The sequence below is a fragment of the Roseovarius sp. MBR-79 genome (assembly GCF_053628555.1).
Genome location: NZ_JBRJGP010000007.1, coordinates 81,190 through 102,198, shown reverse-complemented (window position 1 = coordinate 102,198; position 21,009 = coordinate 81,190). Strand labels below are relative to the sequence as shown.

Below are 21,009 nucleotides of genomic sequence, written 5' to 3'. Positions count from 1 at the left end.
CCGCCCGTGCCTTTCGGGGCCCTTGTCTCAGTAAACGCTGCCCCTCGCCGCGAGCAGCCAGACCGCGCCCGCCGCCGCCGCGAGATACGCCCCGAAGGGAATTTCTTCGACACCGGTCACGTCTTTGGCCACGGCGCGCCGCCGCAGCACCGTCACCGTCATTGCCGCGAGCGCGGCAATGAGGGCGACAAGCGGCAGTGCCACCCATCCGAGCGCCGCGCCGAGCCCGGCCATGAGCTTGACATCGCCAAGACCCAGCCCCTCACGTCCGCGCAATGCGGCATATCCAAGCCGGATCGCCAGAAATGCGCCCGCGCCGACACCTGCCCCGATCAGCCCGTCGGCCAGCGCGCCACCCTGCCAGGCCATCGCCAGCCCGACCGCCAGCAGCGCCGCGTTGAGCGGATCGGGCAGGCGAAACGCCGCCAGATCGCACAGCGCCAGCCCCATGAGCAGCCACAGAAAGACCGCCCCCAACACCATCTCCCACGGGGTGGCCGCGAGCCATATGGCCACGGACGCCAGCGCAACCCCGCCGAGTTCGGCGTAAAACAGCCGTTTCGGGATCGCCGCCCCGCAGGCACGGCAGCGCCCGCCCAGCCGGAGCCACGAGAGCACCGGCACCAGATCGCGCCAGCCGATCCGCGCCCCGCAGGTGCCGCAGGCCGAGGGCTGCGCCACGATGCTTTGGCCGCGCGCCAGCCGATCCGCCCACGCGGCGAAGAACGACCCCAGCGCCGCCCCGCTCAGACAGAGGAAAACCGCGAGCGGAAAGGTCTCGGGCATCACGGCCCTCCCGAAAAATGACCGGCGCGGCGATTGCCAGTGACGCGCCCGTGACGTATGATTCCCGCAAGAGCCTAGCGCATTTCAAAGGCAGAATTACCATGCAAATCAATAACTCCTCCATCCCGTGTGCAAACCGCCCCGCCGCGCGCGATGCGGGCTTTTCGCTGCTCGAACTGATGGTTGTCGTGGTGATCATGTCGATCCTTGCGCTTGTCGTGATGCCGCGTATCATCGACCGGCCAGATCAGGCGCGCGTGGCGCGCGCGCAGGCCGATATTTCCTCACTTTCCAGCGCGGCCAAGCTCTACAAGCTGGACAATTTCCGCTATCCGACCACCGAACAGGGGCTTGCTGCCCTCGTCACCCGCCCCGCGACCGAGCCGGTGCCGACCAACTATGCGCAAAACGGCTATATCGACCGCCTTCCCAAGGACCCCTGGGGCAACGATTACCAATACCTCTCTCCCGGCGTGCATGACGAGTTCGACATTTTCACGCTTGGTGCGGATGGTGTCGCGGGCGGCACCGGGCTTGATGCGGATATCGGGTCATGGGACGGGTGAGGCACGGCGGCGCGGCAGGGTTTTCGCTTCTTGAAATGGTCGTGGTGGTCGCGGTCATGGCGACGCTGACGCTGGCCGCGACGCTCTCGGTCGGGCGGCGGTCCGGGCCTTCGGACGCGGCGCATTTCGCGGAGGCTTACGGCGCGTTGATGGATGCCGCCCTGCTCGGGCAGGAGGCGCGGGGGCTGCGCGTGATGTCCGGGGGCTGGCAGGTCCTGCGACCGGTGGCGCCGGGGCAGGGCTGGCAATCCTCTGGCCCGGTTCAGAAATTCCGTGATGCGGTGGTGTTTGAGGGAACGGATGGGCCGATCCTTGCGCGCGAACGTCCTGATCCGCCCGTGCCCGATCTGGTGTTTCTGCCGGATGGCAAACTGACCCCTGTCACCGTGCGTTTCACCACCGGGGGCGTGGTCACGCTCTGCCGTGCGGTGCCGCTCGCGGGTCTTGACTGCGGGGCGCAATGAGCGGCGCGTCCACACGCGGCATCACGCTTTTGGAGGTTGTTGTGGCCGTGCTCGTGCTGGCCATGGCGACCATGGCCGCGCTGCGCAGCACCGAAAGCGCGACGCGCGCGCTTGGCGGTGAAAGCGCGCGCGCGCTTGCGCTTCAGGTCGCGCTCAACCGGGCCGAGGAATACCGCCTGTACGGCGCGCGCGTCGCGGGCGCGCTGCCGCGCGACATGGTCGGCGGCTGGCGGCTTGAGATCGACGAAGAGCCGACGCGCGCGGGCTTTGTTCAGGCCACGATCCGCGCCCGCGGGGCAAGCGGGCCGGGCGCGCAGGTCATCGTCATCGCGCGCCTTGACGTGACGCCATGAGGGGCGAGCGTGGCCTGACCCTGCTGGAACTGGTCGCGGCCATGGCGATTTTCGCGCTGGTCGCGGTGATGGGGCTGCAAACCCTCAGCGGCATGTTGCGCGCCCGCGACAGCACCGGCGCCGCCGCCGAGAACGCGGCCGCACTCGCCCGCGCGCTGGTGCTTCTGCGCGCCGATCTGAAATCCGCCGCCGATCTCCGGTTCTGGCCGCCCGAAGGGTTCGAGCCCGAGCCACCGCTCTTGGATCGCAGCGCCGAAGAGGGCTGGTTCGCCCTTTCGACCGAGGCCCGTGCGGTGCTGCCCGAGGCGCAGACCGCCGGGACCGAACGCGTCATCTGGCGGCATGACCGGGCAGAGGAGCGGCTCTTGCGGGCGGTCTGGCCGGTGATGCGCCCGGCCTCCGACCTGGCCCTGTCGCCCGAAACGGGTGTCCTTGACCATGTGTCCGGGCTGCGCCTGCGCGCCTATGCAGGGCCAGAGGACGGGTGGATCGCGGGGTGGGGCCAGCCGGGCGAGGAGGCCCGCCAGCGCCTGCCGCGTGCTATTGAAGTCACCCTCGAATCAGAGCTTTACGGACCGATCGCGATCCTGGTGGCCCTGCCATGAGGGGGGATCGCGGCATCGCGTTGCTCAACGCGCTGATCATGGTGGCGGCGATTGCGGCGCTGGCGGCTGGCCTCATGCTGCGCGCCAGCGCGAGCCTTGATCGCGCGGCGCACCTTCAGACCAGCCAGCAGGCCGCGCTTCATCTTGATGCGGCGGTTCTGCTTCTGGACCCGGTCTTGCGCGCCGACTGGCTGCGCGCGCCCGAAATCGACCACCTGAACGAGCCATGGGCGCGCCAGCCCATCGAAGCGCAGATCGACCGGGGCACGCTCACCGGCCAACTTTCTGATCTTCAAGGGCGCTTCAACGTCAACAGCCTTGCCAATGCCACTGATGGCGCCGCCGCGCGCGCCTTTGAGCGGCTGTTGCGGCGGCTTGGCCTGCCGGTGGTGCTCGGCTCCGAGATCGCGGGTTTCGTGCAGCCGCGCGGGCCGGTGCGCGCCGCCGATTACGTCAACCGCCCGGTGCCGGTGAAGGTGGGCACCGGGGCGGTGGACCGGGTCGAGGCGCTGCGCCTTGTGCGCGGTATGACAGAGGCGCATTACCTAGGCCTTGCGCCTTACGTGGCGGCGCTTCCGCCGGGCACGCCGCTCAATGTCAACACCGCCCCGGCCGAGGTGCTGGCTGCCGTGCTGCCCGCCGCCAACCCCGCCAATATCGCGCGGCTGCTGGACGAGCGGGCCCGTGCGCCCTTCACCAGCCCCGCCGATTTCGCGGCCCGCGCAGAGCGCCTCATTCACCCGCGCGTGATCGCGCAGGCAGAGGCCGCGGCGGGCGGTTTCGCCACCCGCACCCGCTGGTTCGAGGCGCGCTTCGATCTGGCGCTTGACGGGCGCGTGCAAAGCCGCATCCTGACGCTGGAACGCGCGCCCCTCGATGGGGCGGTCACAATAGCTCACCGCCGGATGATCCTGCCATGACCCTGCCATTCCGCCGCAAGGCCCGCCCCGAGACGGCCCTTGTCCTGCACGATCTGAGCAGGGATGCGCCGCTGCCGGAGCGGGCTTTCGTGTTGCGGGTGCCGGGGGCCGAGGTGCCGCTCTTGCCGCTCGATCTGCCGCCGGGCCTCAAGGGGGTGGCGCGCGAGCGTGTGGCGCGGCGTCAGGTGCGCGATGCGATCGGGGCCGGGCCCGAGATGCGCCCCGCCCGGCTTGGTCCCGCGCCAGAGGGCTGGCGGCGCATGCTGGTGGTGGAGACGAAGGCGCGCGGGACCTGGGCTGCGCGCGTGGCCGGAACCGCCTGCCGCGCGGTGCTGCCCGATTATCTCTGCCTGCCTGCAGCAGCGGGGCTGTGGGTGATCGAGACCGAGGGCGAGGGCGAGGGCGTGCGCGCGCGCCTTGGTCCCGAGGACGGGTTTGCCGCCGAGCCGGATCTGGCACTGGCACTTCTGGAAGAGGCGGGGAAGGCCGCGCCGCCGCGCGCGGTGCTGCGGCTTGGTCCGGCCCTTGCCGCGCTTGATGCATGGCTCGCGGGGCAAGGCTGGCCGGTGGCGGCGACACCCGAGGCGCTTGCGCCGGATCTTGCGCCCGCGCGCTTTGCCCATGGCGAACTGACGCTCGATCTTGCCCGCGACCCCGAGGCCGAGCGAGCGGCGATGCGGCGCGGCCTTGGGCACATTGCCGCCGCGCTGGCGCTGGCGCTGACGGGCTTTGGCCTCTGGACGGCTTCGGTGCAGATCGAAACCGAGCGGCTTGCGGCGCAGGGCCTTGCCTACCGGCTCAATGCCGAACGGCTGGCGCGCGCCGGGCTGATCCCGTCGGGGCCGATCCTCGATATCCGCGCGCAGGTCGGTCTGGCGCTCGAGCGTGCCGCCGCGCGCGCGACGCAGATCACCGCCGAGCCGCGCCCTCTCGAGGCGCTGCGCCTTGCGGGGGCGGTGCTGGCCGGGCATGAGCTTCGCGTCACCCGCGCGGGCTATCAGCCCGGCGCAGGGCTGGTGATCGACCTTGAAATCGGCGATTTCGCAGCGCTTGATGCGCTCATGGCCGCGCTTGCCGCCGCCGGGACCGAGGCGCGTGTAACGCAATCGGTCGCGCGCGAGGGGGCAGGGGTCGAGGCGGTGCTGGCGCTCGCCGCGACCGTGCCGGGGGCGGCACCATGAGCGCGCTTTTCGACCGTCTCGCCGGTCTGATGCTGGAACGGAGCCGCCGCGAGCGTCTGGCGCTGCTGGCGCTTCTTGTCATCGGTCTGCCGCTTTTGTTGCTGCAAAGCGTGGCCCTGCCGATGCTGGAGCGCCAATCGGCGGCGCGCGCGGCGCTGGCCGAGGCGCGTATGACCGAACTTTGGGTCGCCGAACAGGCCCTCGCCCATGCGCGTCTTGCCCGCGACGCGGGCACGTCGCGCGCGCGGGCGACGACCGCCATCGGCATCAGCGGGATCGAGGCGGGGCTGCGGGCGGCGGGTTTGCGTGAGGTGGTGAGCGAGCTGGCCAATACCGCTGATGGCGGCATAACGCTGCGCTTTGACGCCGTCCGCTTTACCGCGCTGGCCGAATGGCTCTCGGGGCAGAGCGGCGTCTGGGGCTACGATATGGCCGGCTTCGCCTTCGAGCGCGGCGCGCGTGAGGATGTGGTGGCCGCCGACCTGCGGCTGGTGCCCGCGCGGTAGAACCTTGTCGCACTGTCGAACCGAACAAGTTCATCACCTTCCTCTGAAATTGCCTTGTATCACCCCCGCCGCAGGCTGCCCGCGATCTCGTCGCGGCGGCTCTGCATCGCGCCCAACGGGTCAAGCGACGGGTCGAGTCGCAGCATCTCGGCGAGCGCCGCCTCGGCGCGGCGCAGTTTGTCGGGCGCGGCGCGGCCTGCGCGCATATCGGCGAGCGCACTCTCGTGCAGCGCCGTGCCCTCCACCGCGAGCGCCGCCGCTCGGTTGCTGCCCGATTGCCCGCGCGCCACGGCCCCGGCCATCGCTGCCGCCTCGTCATGGCGATCGGCGCGCAAGAGCGCATGGGCATATTCAAGCCGCAGCCGCGGCTCCAATGGCCCCGCCGACGGCAGAAGTGCCGCGTAGTTGCGCGCGGCAAGATCGTAATTCCCGTCCTCCAGCGCCTTGCGGGCACCCTCATATTTTCTTTGAAAGTCAGCGCCCTGACTGATCGCCCCCGGCTCACAAGCGGCAAGAGCCAACAGGCTCAGCCCAAGTGCGATACCTCTTTTCAATCCATCCATCAAATTCGCCTGTCCGATCTTACCGGCGCAACCTATCACGCCGTCGTGAGGGCTGCCCATGGAAAAATCACCCCCGCCATCCCTTCGGTTTCCCGTGGCATGGACGGGGAGGATCGGCTATCCTCACACATATGTGAAGTCCTTGTGATCATCCTATTTGCGGCAACCGATTTCCGAAAGGCCCCCATGACGCTCCACCGCCTTTTATCCGTGCTCGTCGCTCTCTGGCTTCTTTTGCCCATGCCCGGCGCGGCGCAGGTCTCGCTCGATCTGCGGGACGCGAGCCTGCGCGACTTCGTGCAGATCGTGGCGCAATCGACCGGGCGCAACTTTATCCTTGATGATCGGGTGCAGGGCTCGGTCACGGTGGTCGCGCCCAATGCCGTGACCCCGGCGGCGATTTACGAGATTTTCCTCAACGTGCTGGAGTTGAACCGCCTCACCATCGTCGAGGGGACCGAGACCGACCGCATCGTGCCGCTCGACGTGGCGCGCGAGCTTGCCCCCGGTGATGCGCGCGCGCGGCGCGGCGGCGATTTCGAGACCCGCGTCATCACCCTGCGCAACAGCCCCGTCGAGGAGGTGGCCGAGGTCATCCGCCCGCTTCTGCCCGGCGAGGCGGTGCTCTCGACCGTGCCCGAGGCGGGGCTGATGATCCTGTCGGACCGGCGCGAGAATTTCCAGCGCATCGTGCAGCTTGTGGACCGGCTCGACACGCCGTCGCGCAATGCCATCGAGACCATCCCGTTGCGCAGCGGCAAGGCGTCGGAAATGCTTGGCGTGATCAATGCGCTCTCCATCGCGCCGCCGGGCGCGAGCCTCTCGGCCGATCCGCGCTCCAACGCGCTGATCGTGTCGGGCACGCCCGAATTCCGTGATCGTGTGCGCAGTGTGGTGGCCGAGCTGGACAAGCCACAGCGCAGCATCGCCACCGAAGTGGTGCGCCTCAACTATGCCGATGCCTCCGACATGGCCGAGGTGATCCGCCAGAGTTTTGGCGGTGGCGGCGGCACGGCAGAGGGGGCCGTGACCTCGTCCGAGGGGATTACGGTGGTGGCCGAGACGTCGCAGAATGCGCTGATCGTCACCGCGCCCACCGACCGGCTTTCCGACATCGTTTCGGCGGTGCGCGGGCTGGATCAGCGGCCCGATCAGGTGCTGATAGAGGCGGTGATCTTCGAGCTTTCGGTGGAGAGTTTCTCGGATCTGTCGTTCCAGTTCGGCGGCGTCATTCAGGATGCGACTGTGGGCGGCGTCGAATTCGCCATTCCGGGCCGCCCGACGCTGACCAGCCTTGTGACGACCGTGCTTGCGGGCGGCCAGCCCACCGGCGGCGGCACCGGCGGCAGCATCGCGGCCTTCGACCGCTCCAACGGCATCGGCGGCTTCATCGCGGCGCTGGCCTCCAAGAGCTCCACCCGCTTGCTCTCGACCCCGTCGATCCTGACGCTGAACAACCGCGAGGCCGAGATCATCGTGGCGCAGAACGTGCCCTTCGTGACCGGCAGCTTTTCCACCGTGGGCGACAGCGCCGTGCCGAACCAGCCGTTCCAGACCATCCAGCGGCAGGATGTCGGCCTGACCCTGCGCGTGACGCCGCAGATCACCCGCGACAAGACCGTGCGCATGGAGTTGCGACAGGAAGTGTCGAACCTGACCAATTCCGCCTCTGCCGCCGGGGGCGAGATTACCTCCAAGCGCGAACTTTCAACCAACGTTCTGGTGCGTGACGGGCATGTGATCATGCTGGGCGGCCTTCTGGAAAACGGCTCGGGATCGATCAACCAGCGGGTGCCGGGGCTGAGCGAACTGCCGCTGCTGGGGCGGCTCTTCAAGGGGCGCTCGACCTCGCAAAACCAGCGCATCCTGCTGGTGATGCTGCGTCCGCGCATTCTGTCGAGCGACGCCGAGGCCGCCCGCGAGACACGCCGCCTTGCACAGGAGGCGCGCCGCGCCTCCGCGCTCATCGCGCCGCCCGATGACGGCACCTGGCCGCAACAGCCCGACCAGCTCTTGCCGTTCGACGGGGTCAACCTCAACCAGCCGTTCGATGCAAATTTCATCGACCCGGCGGCGCGGGCGCGGCGGCTGCCGCCCTTGCCCTCGCGGCTCACCTTCGCGGATCGCTAGGCATGACCGCGCCGCCCTTGCCCTTTGCGCTGGCCCGAGACATGCAGGTGCTGATCGAGGGCGGGCGGCTCGTGGCCGGACCGGAGGCGGGCGCGCTCGGGCTCCGCGAGGCGCGGCGTCGCGCCGGGGGCGCGCTCGGCCTGGAAAGGCTCGGTGCCGAGGCGTTCGAGACGCGCCTTGCCGCGCTCTACCGCGACGACGGCACCGAGGCGGGCGAGGACGGGCTGGCCTTCGATCTGGAGGAGGGCACGGGCGGACAGGGGCCGCGCGACCTTCTGGAGGCCGACGAGGAGGCCCCGGTCATCCAGCTTGTGAACCAGCTTTTGCGCCGCGCGGTGCGCGCCAGTGCGTCCGATCTGCATGTCGAGCCGCACGAGGCGGGCCTGCGCGCTCGGATGCGGGTGGACGGGATGCTCCAGACCGTGCTCGACCGGCGCGACGTGCCGGTGCGGCGCGTGGTGTCGCGGCTCAAGGTCATGGCGGGGCTGGATATTTCCGAAACCCGCCTGCCGCAGGACGGGCATATCGCGCTGCGCCTTGGCGGGCGGGCCATTGATGTGCGCATCTCTACCCTGCCGGGAAACTATGGCGAGCGGGTGGTGATGCGGCTGCTGGATCGCTCCGCTGGCCTCATGCCGCTGGAGCAGCTTGGCCTGCGCCCCGATCAGGAGGCGATCCTGACACGCATGGCCGAGCGACCCAACGGCATCATTCTTGCCACCGGGCCGACCGGCTCGGGCAAGACGACGACGCTCTATTCGCTCTTGCAACTGGCCAATGACGAGGTGCGCAACATCCTCACCGCCGAGGACCCGATCGAATATGATCTGCCGGGGATCAGCCAGACCCAGATCAATTCCGAGATCGGCATGACCTTCGCCGCCGGTTTGCGCGCGGCGCTGCGGCAGGACCCCGACATCATCCTCGTGGGCGAGATCCGCGACAAGGAGACGGCGAGCATCGCCGCGCAGGCCTCGCTCACCGGGCATCTGGTGTTTTCCTCGCTCCACGCCAATGGTTCGGTCGGCGCGGTGGTGCGGCTGCGCGATCTGGGACTGGACGATTTCCTGATTGCCGCGACGTTGCGCGGGGTGATCGCGCAGCGCCTCTTGCGCAAGCTCTGTCTGGAGTGCCGCCAGAGCGCGGCACCCGACCCCGAGGCCGCCCGCCACTTCACCGCCGCCGGTCTGCCCGTGCCCGAGCGGCATTATACCGCGCGGGGCTGCGACACCTGCAACGGCACCGGCTATGCGGGCCGCGTCGGCGTGTTCGAGATCCTCGAAGTGTCCGAGGAGTTGCGCGCGGCCATCGACGCCGGTCAATCCGAGACCGAGATGAAACGCGTGGCGCTGCCGCCCGAGCAGACGCTTTTCGGGCAGGCGCTGCATCAGGTCGCGGCGGGCAGGACCAGTCTGGCCGAGGCGCTCCGGGTGGTGGGTGACGCCCTGTGAGGGCCTTTGCCTATACCGCCTTCACCGCGACGGGCGCGCGCAAACGTGGCACGCTGGTGGCCGAGAGCGAGGCGCAGGCCGCCGATCTCCTGCGCGGTCAGGGCCTTTTCGCCGAGGCGATCACCGCCAAGGGGGCGCGCGCCCGCCGTCCAGCGTTTGGACGCCGCACCCGGCTCAATGCTGATATGCGCGCGGTCTTTACCCGCCAGATGGCGGTGCTTTTGTCGTCGGACCTGACCGCCGAAACCGCGCTCGAGACGATCCGCGCCTCGGGCACCGCCCCCGTGATCGAGGCGGCGGCGGCCGAGGCCAAGGCCGCGTTGATGGACGGCCAGCCGCTCTCGACCGCGCTCGAGATCGCCGGGGCGGGGTTTCCGCGCTTCTACATCGCGGCGGTGCGCGCGGGCGAAGGATCGGGCGATGTGGCCGCCGTGTTCGAGGGGCTGGCCGATTATCTCGAATCGGTGGGCGCGGACCGCGCGCAACTGGCCACGGCGCTGATTTACCCGGCCTTTGTCGCGGCGGTCTCGCTTCTGGTGGCGGGGGTCCTGATGGTGAATGTCGCGCCCGAGATTGCCGCCATGTTCGCCGTCACGGGGCGCCCGCTGCCGCCGCTCACGCAATTCGTCATGGGGATCAGCGATTTCGTCCAGGCCAATGCGCTTGCGCTTGGCTTTGGGACGGCGGGGCTGGTCCTTGGCATCGTTTTCGCGCTGCGCGTGCCTGCGATCCGCGACCGCTGGCACGGGGTGGCGCTGCGCCTGCCGGTGGTGGGGCGGCTCATGCGGCTGTCGGCGGCGGCGCAATACCTGCGCACGCTGGCGTTGGTCATTTCCAGCCGTCAGGCGGTGGTGGATGCCGCCGCCTCGGCGGGCGAGGTTCTGGTGATCCGCCGCTTTCGCGCCGAGGCCGAGGACCTGGCCGAGGCGGTGCGGCGCGGCGAAAGCCTGAGCCAGGGCCTTGCGCGGATGAGCCTTGTGCCGCCCGTTTGCCGCCAACTCATTGCCGCGGGCGAACAATCGGCGCGGCTGGGACGGATGACCGAACGCGCGGCGGTGCTGGTGGAGTCGTGGCTCACCAACGAGCGCAAGCGCGTCTCGGCGCTCATCGACCCGCTCCTGATGCTGGTGGTGGGGGCGATGGTGCTGGTGATCGTGCTGGCGATCCTCTTGCCGATCTTCGATCTGCAATCGGCGGTGGGTTGAGGGGCGGTTTTTGGCCTTGAGGGGACGGTCGCCTCCTGTCCCCCGCGCGGAATCAAGGCGTGCTTGCACGCCGCCGCGCGAGCGCCCGACCCCCGGGCGGGCGCTTTTGCAACGAGGCACACCCGCGCAATTGTTCAAGTATTTGGCACCATAAAGCGCTCACCAAAACCGTTGCAGCGCCCACCTGCGGTCGGGCCCTCGCGCGGCTCCCCCAATATCCGCTCAAGGCAATCATTACCCCCGCGCTCTCCCGACCCGGCACGCCCCTGTGCAGCCGGAAGGCCAAGTCCCGATCCCGAACGCAAGCGGGGCGTTGCGGGCGGGTGCGGGGCTGCGGTATAAGGGGACCTCAGCAGCGGAAGGCCAAGCCGATGAAGGATCTTACCGACATTCCCGCCGTCATGGCCGAAATCGGCGCGCGCGCCCGCGTTGCAGCGACGGAACTGGCGACAGCGACGCCCGAGGCCAAGCAGGCCGCGCTCGAGGCCGCCGCCGATTGCGTCTGGATGCGGCGTGACGACATCCTTGCGGCCAATGCGCAGGACATGGCGGCGGGGCGCGACAAGGGGCTGACGCCCGCCATGCTCGACCGGCTGGCGCTTGACGAAAAGCGGCTCTGGGGCGTGGTCGAGGGGCTGCGCGCGGTGGCGGCGCAGGACGATCCCGTGGGGCAGGTCATCGCCGAATGGGACCGGCCCAATGGCCTGCATATCCGCCGGGTGCGCACGCCTTTGGGCGTGATCGGCGTGATCTATGAAAGCCGTCCCAATGTCACCGCCGATGCGGGCGCGCTCTGTCTCAAGGCGGGCAACGCGGTGATCCTGCGCGGCGGGTCAGAGAGCTTTCACTCCTCCGCCGCGATCCATGCCTGCCTTGTCGAGGGGCTGAGCGCCGCCGGCCTGCCCGAGGATGCCATTCAGCGCGTGCCGGTGACCGACCGCGCGGCGGTCGGGCTCATGCTGGGCATGACCGACCATATCGACGTGATCGTGCCGCGCGGCGGCAAGGGCCTTGTGGGCCTCGTGCAGCGCGAGGCGCGGGTGCCGGTCTTTGCCCATCTCGAGGGCATCGTGCATATCTATCTCGACGCCGAGGCGGACCCGGAAAAGGCGCTGAAGGTGGTGCTCAACGCCAAGACCCGGCGTACGGGGATTTGCGGGGCCGCCGAGTGCCTGCTCATCCACCGCGACATTGCAGATACCATCGGGCAGGGCGTCATCCGCGCGCTGATCGACGCGGGCGTGGAGGTGCGCGGCGATGCGGTGCTGCAATCCGTCCCCGGCGTGACGCCCGCCAGCGACGAGGATTGGGGGCGCGAATATCTCGACAGCATCATCGCGGCGCGGGTGGTCGATGATCTTGACGCCGCCATTGCCCATATCCGGCGCTATGGCTCGAACCACACCGATTGCATCGTGACCGAAGACGCGGCGGCGGTGGCGGGCTTCTTTGCCCGACTCGACAGCGCGATCCTGATGCACAATGCCTCGACGCAATTCGCCGATGGCGGCGAGTTCGGGATGGGCGCGGAAATCGGCATTGCCACCGGCAAGATGCACGCGCGCGGGCCCGTGGGGGCCGAGCAACTGACCAGCTTCAAATATCTGGTGACGGGCGACGGGGCAGTGCGGGACTAGCAGGCGCGCGCAAGGGCTATTTCTAGTCCTTGGCTGCATCCTCGGGCGGGGCGTGGTCCCGGAACAGACGGCCTTGGGTCATGAAGAAGACAAAAATCGCCGCCGTCAGGCCGAAGGTCTTGAAATAAACCCAGATTTCCTCGGTCTGCGTGCGCCAGATCGCCTCGTTGAGCACCGCGAGCGCGAAGAAGAACAGCATCAATCGCCGCGTGAGGATCATCCAGCCCCGGTCGGTGAGGGGCATCACACCCTCCATCACCACCTGAAGCCAGGATTGCCCGCGCAAAAGGCCGATTCCCAGCACCCCGCCGAACAAGAGGTAAATCAGCGTCGGTTTCATCTTGAAGAAGCGTGGATCGTTGAACCACACCGACAGCCCGCCAAAGACCACGATCAGAACCGCCGTGACCACCTGCATCCGGCTCAGATGTCCGGTCAACCGCCACAGCAGCCCCATTGCCAGCAGAAACACCGGGATGAACCCCGCGGTGACGACGATGAACCCGGCATATTCGGTCCCCGCGATTTCGAACGTGCGATCCTTGAGCCAGAGGTAGGCCGCGAAAAAGCCGAGGATCGGGCCGAATTCCAGCGCCGGTTTCGCCCATTTCGGGGCAGGGGTCTCGGTCATGCGATGTCCTTTCTCAGCCACCAAACTCAACTATCACCGCGCCCGCCGCGATCAAGCCCATAAGGGCGATGCGGCGCGGCCCCACGGTTTCCTTCAGCACCAGCCAGCCGATGAGCGCGGCAAAGACGGTCGAGGTCTCGCGCAGCACGGCGGCTTGTCCCACCTTGTCGAGCCGCGTGGCCAGCATGATCGAGCCAAACGAGAAGAACGCCACCACACCCCCCGTCACGCCGCGCGCCATCAGCGGCCCGAGCGCGGGGCGCGCCGCCATGGCGCGCCAGCGGGCATAGGCGATGGGCAGGATCGACAGCCCGTCGAGCATGAAGAACCATGCCAGAAACGTGAACGGATCGGCGCTCGCACGGATGCCATAGGCGTCATAGGTGGTATAGAGCGCGACAAAGATGCCGGTGGCCACGGCAAGGCCAAGCGCAAGCGGCATGGTCTCGCGTTGCAGCACGTAATGGCGCAGGTTGTAGAGGGCGAGGCCATAGATGCCGCAGAGCAGCACCGCGACGCCGCCCCATTGCACGGGTGTGAACCGCTCGCCGAAGATGAGCCATGCCCCGATCACGGTAAAGAGCGGCCCGGTGCCGCGCACCACCGGATAGACCACCGTATAGGCCCCGCGCGAATAGGCCATGGCCTGAAGCACCTTGTAGCCGATATGGATCAGCACGGCACCCGCGAAGATCGGCCACATATGCGGCTCGGGCCAGGGCACGACAAAGAGCGCGAAAGGCGCGGCCATGAGGCAATAGCTGGCATCGATCGCGCCGCGGCTGAGCCACGGATCGTGCCGCCCCTTTTGCAGCGCGCCGAAGATGGCGTGGAGCAGGGCCGCGAGAAGCGCCAGCGCTGTGGCGAGCGTGCGCCCCGCTTCGGTGCCTTCGAGCGAGATCAGCCAGGCGCTCATTGGATGGCGAGGCCCCCGGAGCGTATGTCGAAATGGGGGGCCAGCCCCCCAAACCGCTGGGTAAGATGGGGGGCCAGCCCCCCAAACCCCCCGGGATATTTCTGGCCAGAAGAAACGGGGGCGGATGTCATTCTTTGTCAAGGCCGGTCAGGGCGGCGGCGAATTCTTGCGGGTCGAAGGGGGCCAGATCGTCGATCTGCTCGCCCACGCCGATGGCATGGATGGGCAGGCCGAACCGGTCCGCGAGCGCCACGAGCACGCCGCCGCGCGCGGTGCCGTCGAGCTTGGTCATGACAAGGCCCGTGACGTCGGCGAGTTTCTGGAAGATCTCGACTTGGGACAGCGCGTTTTGACCGGTGGTGGCGTCGAGCACCAGCAGCGTGTTGTGCGGTGCCTGCGGGTCCTTCTTGCGGATCACGCGGACGATCTTGGCCAGTTCCTCCATCAGGTCGGCACGGTTCTGCAAGCGCCCCGCCGTGTCGATCATCAGAAGGTCCGCGCCCTCGGCCTCTGCTTTGGTCATCGCGTCAAAGGCAAGGCTCGCCGGGTCCGATCCCTCGGGCGCGGTCAGCACGGGGACACCGGCACGCTCTCCCCAGACCTGCAACTGTTCGACGGCGGCGGCGCGGAACGTGTCACCGGCCGCGATCACCACCGATTTGCCGGCGGCCTTGAACTGGCTGGCGAGCTTGCCGATGGTCGTGGTCTTGCCCGAGCCGTTGACGCCCACCACCAGCACGACCTGCGGGCGTGAGGGGTAAAGCGGCATGGGCCGCGCCACGGGGGCCATGATGCGGGCGATCTCGGCCGCCAGCAATTCCTTGATCTCGCGCGTCGAAAGCCGTTTGCCCATGCGCCCCTCGGCGAGGTTGGCGATCACGCGCTGCGCGGTTTCCACGCCCATATCGGCCCCGATCAGCAGGTCTTCGAGGCTCTCGAGCATGGCATCGTCGAGCACGCGGCGCGGGGCCTCGGGCCGGTCGCGTCCGACCAGACGCCCCAGAAGGCCGGGGCGCGCGGGGGCGGGGGGTTCCGGCGCGGTCGGGGTATCATCCCCGGGGGCGGGGTCCGCCGCCTCTTCGACGATCGCCTCAAGTCCTTCGTCGATTTTGGATGAGGATTTGAACAGCCGTTCCTTGAGCTTCGAGAAAAACGCCATGCGACCTCCCTGCCGATGGTTCGATCCCTACTGTGGATCGGCGGCGGATGGAAGATGCGCGCGGTTCAGATCTCCCCCGCGAAATGGCGCATGGTCAGGCGGATCGGGTTGGGGGCGGCCTGTCCCAGCCCGCAGATCGAGGCGTCGGCCATGGCCTGGCACAGCTCCTCCAGAAGCGGCTGGTCCCAGTGCTCGGCCTGCATGAGTTTCACCGCCTTCTCGCAGCCGACACGGCAGGGCGTGCATTGTCCGCAGCTTTCATCCTCGAAAAACCGCAGCATGTTGAGCGCCGCATCGCGGGCGCTGTCGTGATCCGAGAGCACCACGACCGCCGCCGAACCGATGAAAGAGCCATGCGGCTGCAACGTGTCGAAATCGAGCGGAATGTCGGCCATCGAGGCGGGCAGAAGGCCCGAAGAGGGGCCGCCCGGCTGATAGGCTTTGAACGTGTGGCCATCGGGCATTCCGCCCGCCGCGTCGATGATGTCGGTTATTGTCGAGCCGGCAGGCAGCAGGTGCACGCCGGGAGTCTTCACCCGCCCCGAGACGGAATAGGAGCGCAGACCCTTGCGCCCGTTCTTCTCGACCGTGTTCAGGATTTCCGGCCCCTCGCGCAGAACGCGCGTGACCCAGTAGAGCGTTTCCACATTGTTGACGAGCGTGGGGCGGTTGAAGATGCCGACCTGAGCGACGAAGGGCGGACGGTGGCGCGGCAATCCGCGCTTGCCCTCGATCGATTCGATCATCGCCGATTCCTCGCCGCAGATATAGGCACCGGCCCCGCGGCGAAGCTCGATATATCCCTCGGCTACAATAGCTTCGTCTTCCAGAGACTTGATTTCACGTCGCAAAATCTCCAGAACGGCAGGGTATTCGTCGCGCATGTAGATAAAGCAGCGTTCGGCTTCGACGGCCCAGGCGGCGATGAGCATTCCCTCAAGGAAAACATGGGGTTGCCGCTCAAGGTAAAAGCGATCCTTGAACGTGCCCGGCTCGCCTTCGTCGCCATTGACGGCCAGATAGCGCGGCCCCGGCTCGGCCCGCACGAAGCCCCATTTGCGCCCCGAGGGAAAGCCCGCGCCGCCAAGCCCGCGCAGCCCCGCATCAAGCAGGGTCTGTTGCACCGTCTCGAAATCGCCGCCCTGCCGCAGGGCGCGCAGCGTGTCGTAGCCACCGCTTGAGGTATAGTCCACAAGCATTTGATATTCTGGAATATGTGCGTGGGTCTCGCCCGCCTCGATGGCGGCGCGCACCTTTGCCGGCGTGGCATGGTCGATATGGTTGTGGCCCAGTTCCAGCACCGGTGCGGTATCGCAGCGGCCCATGCAGGGCGCGCGCAGCACGCGCACCTTGGCCGGGTCCATCCCGTCTTCCAGCGCCGCCTTGAGCGCCTGCGCGCCCGCCAACTCGCACGAGAGCGAATCGCAGACCCGGATGGTCAGCGCGGGGGGCGGCGTCTCGCCTTCCTTGACCACATCGAAATGGGCGTAGAACGTCGCCACCTCGTAGACTTCGGCCTGACTGAGGCGCAATTCCTCGGCCAGCGCGCGCAGATGCGCCGCCGAAATATGGCCGAACCGGTCCTGGACAAGATGGAGATATTCGATCAGCAGATCACGCCGATGAGGGCCGTCGCCCAGAAGCGCACGCACCTCGTCCCAGGCCCTGTCGTCAAGCTGGCGCCCCTTGGGCGTATGCCGCCCCTTGCCCTTGCCCGATTTCCACACGCCCTTGCGTTCGTCGAGTGCCATGCGGTGTCTCCCTGCCTGTGTTGTCCGAAGTCATAGAACGAGGCGCGCCGGTCAGGCGGATCAAAAGCGACATTTGCCGCGCTGGATGCGTTTCGCGGCGACGGATGCCGCGAGGACTGACCGATTGCGTCATGGAACCGCCATGGCTTCTGGTATACCATAGCAGGCCAGACCGCCCTGACAAGTGAGCCTTACGTATGCGCCTGTTTGCCTTTGCCACAAGTCTGCCGCTGGTGCTGACCGTGCTTGCCGCGCTTTTCGGTGGGCTCTGGGGGGCGCTGGCGGTCGGTTATATGACGGTGCTGGTGTTCTGGCTTGACCGGCTGGTTGCGCGGGCGGCGGGCAACCCCGATCCCGAGGCGGAGTTTCCCGCCGCCGACCCGCTTCTGGTGGCCCTCGGGCTGGGGCATTTCATCGTGTTGGGGCTGGCGTTGGCCGGGGTGGCAGGGGCGACGGGGCTGAGCCCGGTCGAACGGCTCATGCTGGGCATCGCGGCGGGGCTGGTGGCGGGGCAGATCGCGCATCCCGTGGCGCATGAGCTCATTCATCGCGGTGCCCGGGGCAAGCGGCGGTTGGGGCGGCTGATCTATACCTCGCTGCTTTTCGGTCACCACGCGAGCGCGCATCTTCATGTCCATCACACCCATGTCGCCACGCCCGCCGATCCAAGCAGCGCGCGGCGCGGCGAGGGGTTTTACCGCTATGCCTTGCGCGCCTGGCCGGGGGCGTTCCGCGCCGGGCTCCGGGCCGAGACGCGGCGGCATGGCGGCACGGGGCTGCGGCATCCCTATGCGCTCTATCTCGGCGGGGCAGCGGCGATGGTGGCGGGGGCGGCGGCGCTTTGGGGGTGGCAAGGGCTTGGCGCGCTTGGATTTATCGCCGGATATGCGCAGGTGCAGATCCTGCTGTCGGATTATGTGCAGCATTACGGCCTCAGCCGCGCGGCGCGCGATGACGGGCGGTATGAGCCGGTGGGGCCCGCGCATTCGTGGAACGCGCGGCAGTGGTATTCCTCTGCGATGACGCTCAACGCGTCGCGCCACTCGGATCATCATGTGACGCCGCAGCGTCCCTATCCGGCGCTGCAACTGCGGCCCGAGATCATGCCTGTGCTGCCCCATTCCCTGCCGGTGATGGCGGTGCTGGCGCTGGTGCCGCCCGTCTGGCGGCGGGTGATGGACCGGCGCGCGGCGCGCTGGCGCGAATCCTCTGGCGAGGGGCTGCACGATCTGGCAGGGTAAGGCCATGCGCCTGATATCCCTTGCCCTTCTGGCCGCGTCTGGCCTTGCCGCGCCCGCCCTTGCAGAGATGGGGGCCGAGGCGTTTGACGCGCTGACACAGGGGCAGACCTTTTATTACGGCGCGGACGGGGCGGAGCCATACGGGGCGGAGGAATATCTCGACAATCGCCGGGTGCGCTGGTCCTTTCTGGATGGCGAGTGCATCGAGGGCTCCTGGTACGAGGAGGCAGGGCGCATCTGTTTCGTCTACGAAAATCGCCCCGAGCCGCAATGCTGGCTGTTCGAACGGCTGGACGGGCGGCTGGTGGCGCGGTTTGACGGCGAAACGTCGACGACAGACCTCTATGAGCTGCGCCGCTCGCGCGAACCGCTGTGGTGCTTGGGGCCACGGATCGGGGTTTGATTGTGAAATTTCGTCCATAATCTCAATGGGCACACAGATTATCCCGACATGATTTTCATTTTGCAATCCGGTCGGGTTTCTTCGCGGCCTTGGCAAATCTCTTGCCCGCAAGGGTTTGCAAATGTATCCTTCCAGAAGAAGAATTTGCAAACAGGAGGCCCCGCATGGCCACGCGCAAACTCTATGCCGGGGCCAAGCTGCGCGAGACGCGGCAGCGGCTTGGGCTCACGCAAAAGGATTTCGCGGCCAAGCTGGGCGTGTCTCTGCCCTATCTCAACCAGATGGAGAACAACAACCGGCCCGTCAGCACCACCGTGGTGCTGGCGCTGGCGCAGGAATTCGGCTTCGACGTGACCGAACTTTCCACCGGCGATGCCGAGCGGCTTGTCTCGGACATGCGCGAGGCGCTGGCCGATCCGGTCTTTGGCGACGATCCACCGCCTCTGGCCGATCTGCGGCTGGCGGCGTCGAATGCGCCTGCACTGGCGCGCGCCTTTCTTGATCTTCACAGCGCCTATCGCCAGACGCATGAACGGCTGGCGAGCCTTGATGAGGCCCTGGGGCGCGAGGATGCGCGCAGCCAGTCGAGCCCCTGGGACGAGGTGCGCGACTTCTTTCACTATTGCGACAACTATATCGACGCGGTGGATCACGCCGCCGAACGCTTTGCCGCGGGCGCTGCGCGCGGCGGGGTGGAGGGGCTGGCGATCCGGCGGCTCTCCGAGATGGGCATCAGTGTGGCCGAGGCCGATACGGCCGTGTTGCGCCAGTTCGACCGGGCCGGCGGCACGCTCACGCTCTCGGTGCGCGCGGCCCCCGAGACGCGGCGTTTCCAGCTTCTGTTGCAACTGGCGCTTCTCACGCAGGACCCGCTTCTGGAGGCGACGCTCGATCTTGCGCGGTTCCAGTCCGAGGCCGCGCGCGCCATCGCCAAGATCGGGCTGGCAAACTACTTCGCCGGGGCCGCCCTCATGCCTTACGGCGCGTTTCTGGCCACGGCGCAGGAGGTGCGGCACGATCTGGAAGTGCTGGCGCTGCGCTTCGGCGCCTCGATCGAGCAGGTCTGTCACCGGCTCTCGACGCTGCAACGGCCCGGTGCCAAGGGTATTCCGTTCTTTTTCGTGCGGGTCGATCAGGCGGGCACGATCACCAAGCGCCATTCCGCCACACGGCTGCAATTCGCGCGGTTCGGCGGCGCGTGCCCGCTGTGGAACGTGCACCGCGCGTTCGAGACGCCGGGGCGGTTCCTGCGGCAACTGGCCGAGACGCCGGACGGGGTGCGCTATATCAGCCTGGCGCGCGATGTCAGCAAACCGGGGGGCAGTTTCGGAGCACCGGTGCGGCGCTTTGCCATCGCGCTTGGCTGCGAGGTGCGCCATGCGGGCGATCTGGTCTATGCTGACGATCTCGACGTGAGCAATGCCCGCGCGTTTGAACCCATCGGGATTTCCTGCCGCATCTGCGAGCGGGCCGAGTGTCATCAACGCTCGGTCCCGCCGCTGGAGCGCCGTTTGCAGGTCACGCCGGATGAGCGCGGAGTGCTGCCCTACCGGGTCGGCTGACCTTCGGTGATCGGTGCGAAATGCGCGGCGAGGCGCTGCCAGGCGGTGTCATTTGCGGCGGCAAGCAGGATGCCGTCGGTGATCGCGGTGCTGTAGTCGCGCCCGTCGAGCATCCGCGCCACGCCCCCCGCCTGACGGCAGATCAGCACCCCCGCCGCGTGGTCCCACGGATTGAGCTGGCCCGACATGACGAAATCCACCGCTCCTTGCGCCAGAAGCCGGTATTCGTGGCACGAACAGCGCAACGCGGTCAGCCGGGCAAGCGCGGGGATGAGGGGCACAAGCCGTTCCTGCTGCGCCTTGGGCATGAGCGAGACATGGGCATAGCCTTGCATCTCGGCCAGGGTTTCGGTGCTGGCCGTGGCGATGGGGCGTTCGGCCCCGATGGCGGGGGCGAGACGGGCGGGTGTCGTCTCGTCGGCGAGAATCCAGTCATCGGCGATGGGATCGTAGAGCAGGCCGAGCACCGGGCGGCCAAAGCGCGTCACCGCGATGATCACACCGAAGAGCGGTAGCCCATGGACGAAATTCCACGTCCCGTCCACCGGGTCGATGATGATCGCCAACTCGGCCTCGGAAACCTTGTCGCGCAGCTCCGGTTTCGCGGCCACCGCCTCTTCGCCGATGATGAGCGCATGGGGGAAGAGCCGTTGCAACCCGCGTGCGATCATCGCCTCGGCGGCGTGGTCGGCCTCGGTCACCAGGTCATGCGGCCCGGATTTGATCGCGGCGTCGGCGCGGGTGATCGAGCGGAAGCGCGGCAGGATCTCGGCACGCGCGGCGCGGCGCACGAGATTGACCAGGGCCACCTGCTGTGCGGGGCTGAGCGGCGGGGAAAGCGGGATGGGTAGCGAATCGGTCATGGCCTCTCCTTTCGGGGTCGGGGTCTCAGTGCCACCGTGGCGTGACGATTTCAACGCGGCGTGCCGACCGGACGGCCGGGGGTTCCACCCCCGGACCCCCGGAGTATTTGGCGAAC

The 21,009-nt window shown here is 68.0% G+C and carries 21 protein-coding genes; 14 read left to right on the top strand and 7 right to left on the bottom strand.

Features of this window, described 5'->3' with window-relative positions; translation table 11 throughout:
- Positions 1-27 precede the first annotated feature (27 nt).
- Positions 28-786: a prepilin peptidase gene (locus ACSSV8_RS09090; RefSeq protein WP_454282221.1), complete on the bottom strand. Its 759-nt coding sequence runs from the start codon at positions 784-786 to the stop codon at positions 28-30.
- Positions 787-887: 101 nt separating this feature from the next.
- On the opposite strand from ACSSV8_RS09090, the gene gspG reads away from it, so the two are divergent.
- The 7 genes from gspG to gspM are packed head-to-tail and all read left to right on the top strand — an operon-like array spanning position 888 to position 5,381.
- On the top strand, positions 888-1,352 hold the full coding sequence (gene gspG, locus ACSSV8_RS09085) for a type II secretion system major pseudopilin GspG (RefSeq protein ID WP_354537920.1): 465 nt from the start codon (positions 888-890) through the stop codon (positions 1,350-1,352).
- Complete coding sequence (locus ACSSV8_RS09080) at positions 1,340-1,816, top strand: prepilin-type N-terminal cleavage/methylation domain-containing protein (protein ID WP_454282220.1); 477 nt, start codon at positions 1,340-1,342, stop codon at positions 1,814-1,816. Before gspG ends, ACSSV8_RS09080 begins: the two co-directional genes overlap by 13 nt.
- Positions 1,813-2,169, top strand: coding sequence for a hypothetical protein (locus ACSSV8_RS09075; RefSeq protein WP_454282219.1), 357 nt, complete (start codon positions 1,813-1,815; stop codon positions 2,167-2,169). The genes ACSSV8_RS09080 and ACSSV8_RS09075 overlap by 4 nt, the downstream gene beginning before the upstream one ends.
- Positions 2,166-2,774: a type II secretion system protein GspJ gene (locus tag ACSSV8_RS09070; RefSeq protein ID WP_354537917.1), complete on the top strand. Its 609-nt coding sequence runs from the start codon at positions 2,166-2,168 to the stop codon at positions 2,772-2,774. The genes ACSSV8_RS09075 and ACSSV8_RS09070 overlap by 4 nt, the downstream gene beginning before the upstream one ends.
- The gene (gene gspK, locus ACSSV8_RS09065) at positions 2,771-3,694 is read left to right on the top strand and encodes a type II secretion system minor pseudopilin GspK (protein ID WP_354537916.1); all 924 of its coding nucleotides are present in this window, start codon (positions 2,771-2,773) and stop codon (positions 3,692-3,694) included. Before ACSSV8_RS09070 ends, gspK begins: the two co-directional genes overlap by 4 nt.
- On the top strand, positions 3,691-4,875 hold the full coding sequence (locus ACSSV8_RS09060) for a hypothetical protein (protein ID WP_454282218.1): 1,185 nt from the start codon (positions 3,691-3,693) through the stop codon (positions 4,873-4,875). The genes gspK and ACSSV8_RS09060 overlap by 4 nt, the downstream gene beginning before the upstream one ends.
- Complete coding sequence (gspM, locus tag ACSSV8_RS09055) at positions 4,872-5,381, top strand: type II secretion system protein GspM (RefSeq protein WP_454282217.1); 510 nt, start codon at positions 4,872-4,874, stop codon at positions 5,379-5,381. The genes ACSSV8_RS09060 and gspM overlap by 4 nt, the downstream gene beginning before the upstream one ends.
- 59 nt (positions 5,382-5,440) lie before the next feature.
- Here the strand turns inward: gspM and ACSSV8_RS09050 are convergent, their stop codons facing one another.
- Positions 5,441-5,944, bottom strand: a complete 504-nt coding sequence (locus tag ACSSV8_RS09050) for a hypothetical protein (protein ID WP_454282216.1) — start codon at positions 5,942-5,944, stop codon at positions 5,441-5,443.
- Positions 5,945-6,130: 186 nt separating this feature from the next.
- On the opposite strand from ACSSV8_RS09050, the gene gspD reads away from it, so the two are divergent.
- From gspD to ACSSV8_RS09030, 4 genes are all read left to right on the top strand, one after another.
- Complete coding sequence (gene gspD, locus ACSSV8_RS09045) at positions 6,131-8,074, top strand: type II secretion system secretin GspD (protein ID WP_454282215.1); 1,944 nt, start codon at positions 6,131-6,133, stop codon at positions 8,072-8,074.
- Between the two features lie 2 nt (positions 8,075-8,076).
- Positions 8,077-9,525: a GspE/PulE family protein gene (locus tag ACSSV8_RS09040; RefSeq protein ID WP_454282214.1), complete on the top strand. Its 1,449-nt coding sequence runs from the start codon at positions 8,077-8,079 to the stop codon at positions 9,523-9,525.
- Positions 9,522-10,730 carry a type II secretion system F family protein gene (locus ACSSV8_RS09035; protein WP_354537910.1) on the top strand — a complete coding sequence of 403 codons (1,209 nt, stop codon included), beginning with the start codon at positions 9,522-9,524 and terminating at the stop codon, positions 10,728-10,730. Before ACSSV8_RS09040 ends, ACSSV8_RS09035 begins: the two co-directional genes overlap by 4 nt.
- Before the next feature lie 371 nt (positions 10,731-11,101).
- The gene (locus ACSSV8_RS09030; protein ID WP_454282213.1) at positions 11,102-12,367 is read left to right on the top strand and encodes a glutamate-5-semialdehyde dehydrogenase; all 1,266 of its coding nucleotides are present in this window, start codon (positions 11,102-11,104) and stop codon (positions 12,365-12,367) included.
- 22 nt (positions 12,368-12,389) lie between these two features.
- On the opposite strand, the gene ACSSV8_RS09025 is transcribed toward ACSSV8_RS09030, so the two are convergent.
- The 4 genes from ACSSV8_RS09025 to ACSSV8_RS09010 form a co-directional block, all read right to left on the bottom strand.
- Positions 12,390-12,998 (bottom strand): inner membrane-spanning protein YciB, encoded by a 609-nt coding sequence (locus ACSSV8_RS09025; RefSeq protein ID WP_454282212.1) that lies wholly within the window; start codon positions 12,996-12,998, stop codon positions 12,390-12,392.
- A gap of 13 nt (positions 12,999-13,011) precedes the next feature.
- Positions 13,012-13,914 (bottom strand): EamA family transporter, encoded by a 903-nt coding sequence (locus tag ACSSV8_RS09020; protein WP_354537907.1) that lies wholly within the window; start codon positions 13,912-13,914, stop codon positions 13,012-13,014.
- A gap of 127 nt (positions 13,915-14,041) precedes the next feature.
- Positions 14,042-15,073 carry a signal recognition particle-docking protein FtsY gene (gene ftsY / locus ACSSV8_RS09015; protein ID WP_454282211.1) on the bottom strand — a complete coding sequence of 344 codons (1,032 nt, stop codon included), beginning with the start codon at positions 15,071-15,073 and terminating at the stop codon, positions 14,042-14,044.
- A 65-nt stretch (positions 15,074-15,138) separates the two neighbouring features.
- Complete coding sequence (locus ACSSV8_RS09010; protein WP_454282210.1) at positions 15,139-16,824, bottom strand: NAD(P)H-dependent oxidoreductase subunit E; 1,686 nt, start codon at positions 16,822-16,824, stop codon at positions 15,139-15,141.
- Positions 16,825-17,021: 197 nt separating this feature from the next.
- Between ACSSV8_RS09010 and ACSSV8_RS09005 the strand changes: the two genes are divergently transcribed.
- From ACSSV8_RS09005 to ACSSV8_RS08995, 3 genes are all read left to right on the top strand, one after another.
- Positions 17,022-18,065, top strand: a complete 1,044-nt coding sequence (locus ACSSV8_RS09005) for an alkane 1-monooxygenase (protein ID WP_454282209.1) — start codon at positions 17,022-17,024, stop codon at positions 18,063-18,065.
- Between the two features lie 4 nt (positions 18,066-18,069).
- Positions 18,070-18,468, top strand: a complete 399-nt coding sequence (locus tag ACSSV8_RS09000; protein WP_454282208.1) for a hypothetical protein — start codon at positions 18,070-18,072, stop codon at positions 18,466-18,468.
- Between the two features lie 164 nt (positions 18,469-18,632).
- Positions 18,633-20,030, top strand: coding sequence for a helix-turn-helix domain-containing protein (locus ACSSV8_RS08995; protein ID WP_354537902.1), 1,398 nt, complete (start codon positions 18,633-18,635; stop codon positions 20,028-20,030).
- On the opposite strand, the gene ACSSV8_RS08990 is transcribed toward ACSSV8_RS08995, so the two are convergent.
- The gene (locus ACSSV8_RS08990; protein ID WP_354537901.1) at positions 20,015-20,893 is read right to left on the bottom strand and encodes an inositol monophosphatase family protein; all 879 of its coding nucleotides are present in this window, start codon (positions 20,891-20,893) and stop codon (positions 20,015-20,017) included. The two genes, ACSSV8_RS08995 and ACSSV8_RS08990, sit on opposite strands and share 16 nt — an antisense overlap.
- Positions 20,894-21,009 lie beyond the last annotated feature (116 nt).

Excerpts from the sequence above, each read along its gene's own strand:
- ACSSV8_RS09090 (WP_454282221.1), bottom strand. The coding sequence starts at position 786 with ATGCCCGAGACCTTTCCGCTCGCGGTTTTCCTCTGTCTGAGCGGGGCG.
- gspG (WP_354537920.1), top strand. The coding sequence starts at position 888 with ATGCAAATCAATAACTCCTCCATCCCGTGTGCAAACCGCCCCGCCGCG.
- ACSSV8_RS09080 (WP_454282220.1), top strand. The coding sequence starts at position 1,340 with ATGGGACGGGTGAGGCACGGCGGCGCGGCAGGGTTTTCGCTTCTTGAA.
- ACSSV8_RS09075 (WP_454282219.1), top strand. The coding sequence starts at position 1,813 with ATGAGCGGCGCGTCCACACGCGGCATCACGCTTTTGGAGGTTGTTGTG.
- ACSSV8_RS09070 (WP_354537917.1), top strand. The coding sequence starts at position 2,166 with ATGAGGGGCGAGCGTGGCCTGACCCTGCTGGAACTGGTCGCGGCCATG.
- gspK (WP_354537916.1), top strand. The coding sequence starts at position 2,771 with ATGAGGGGGGATCGCGGCATCGCGTTGCTCAACGCGCTGATCATGGTG.
- ACSSV8_RS09060 (WP_454282218.1), top strand. The coding sequence starts at position 3,691 with ATGACCCTGCCATTCCGCCGCAAGGCCCGCCCCGAGACGGCCCTTGTC.
- gspM (WP_454282217.1), top strand. The coding sequence starts at position 4,872 with ATGAGCGCGCTTTTCGACCGTCTCGCCGGTCTGATGCTGGAACGGAGC.
- ACSSV8_RS09050 (WP_454282216.1), bottom strand. The coding sequence starts at position 5,944 with ATGGATGGATTGAAAAGAGGTATCGCACTTGGGCTGAGCCTGTTGGCT.
- gspD (WP_454282215.1), top strand. The coding sequence starts at position 6,131 with ATGACGCTCCACCGCCTTTTATCCGTGCTCGTCGCTCTCTGGCTTCTT.
- ACSSV8_RS09040 (WP_454282214.1), top strand. The coding sequence starts at position 8,077 with ATGACCGCGCCGCCCTTGCCCTTTGCGCTGGCCCGAGACATGCAGGTG.
- ACSSV8_RS09030 (WP_454282213.1), top strand. The coding sequence starts at position 11,102 with ATGAAGGATCTTACCGACATTCCCGCCGTCATGGCCGAAATCGGCGCG.
- ACSSV8_RS09025 (WP_454282212.1), bottom strand. The coding sequence starts at position 12,998 with ATGACCGAGACCCCTGCCCCGAAATGGGCGAAACCGGCGCTGGAATTC.
- ACSSV8_RS09020 (WP_354537907.1), bottom strand. The coding sequence starts at position 13,914 with ATGAGCGCCTGGCTGATCTCGCTCGAAGGCACCGAAGCGGGGCGCACG.
- ftsY (WP_454282211.1), bottom strand. The coding sequence starts at position 15,073 with ATGGCGTTTTTCTCGAAGCTCAAGGAACGGCTGTTCAAATCCTCATCC.
- ACSSV8_RS09010 (WP_454282210.1), bottom strand. The coding sequence starts at position 16,824 with ATGGCACTCGACGAACGCAAGGGCGTGTGGAAATCGGGCAAGGGCAAG.
- ACSSV8_RS09005 (WP_454282209.1), top strand. The coding sequence starts at position 17,022 with ATGCGCCTGTTTGCCTTTGCCACAAGTCTGCCGCTGGTGCTGACCGTG.
- ACSSV8_RS09000 (WP_454282208.1), top strand. The coding sequence starts at position 18,070 with ATGCGCCTGATATCCCTTGCCCTTCTGGCCGCGTCTGGCCTTGCCGCG.
- ACSSV8_RS08995 (WP_354537902.1), top strand. The coding sequence starts at position 18,633 with ATGGCCACGCGCAAACTCTATGCCGGGGCCAAGCTGCGCGAGACGCGG.
- ACSSV8_RS08990 (WP_354537901.1), bottom strand. The coding sequence starts at position 20,893 with ATGACCGATTCGCTACCCATCCCGCTTTCCCCGCCGCTCAGCCCCGCA.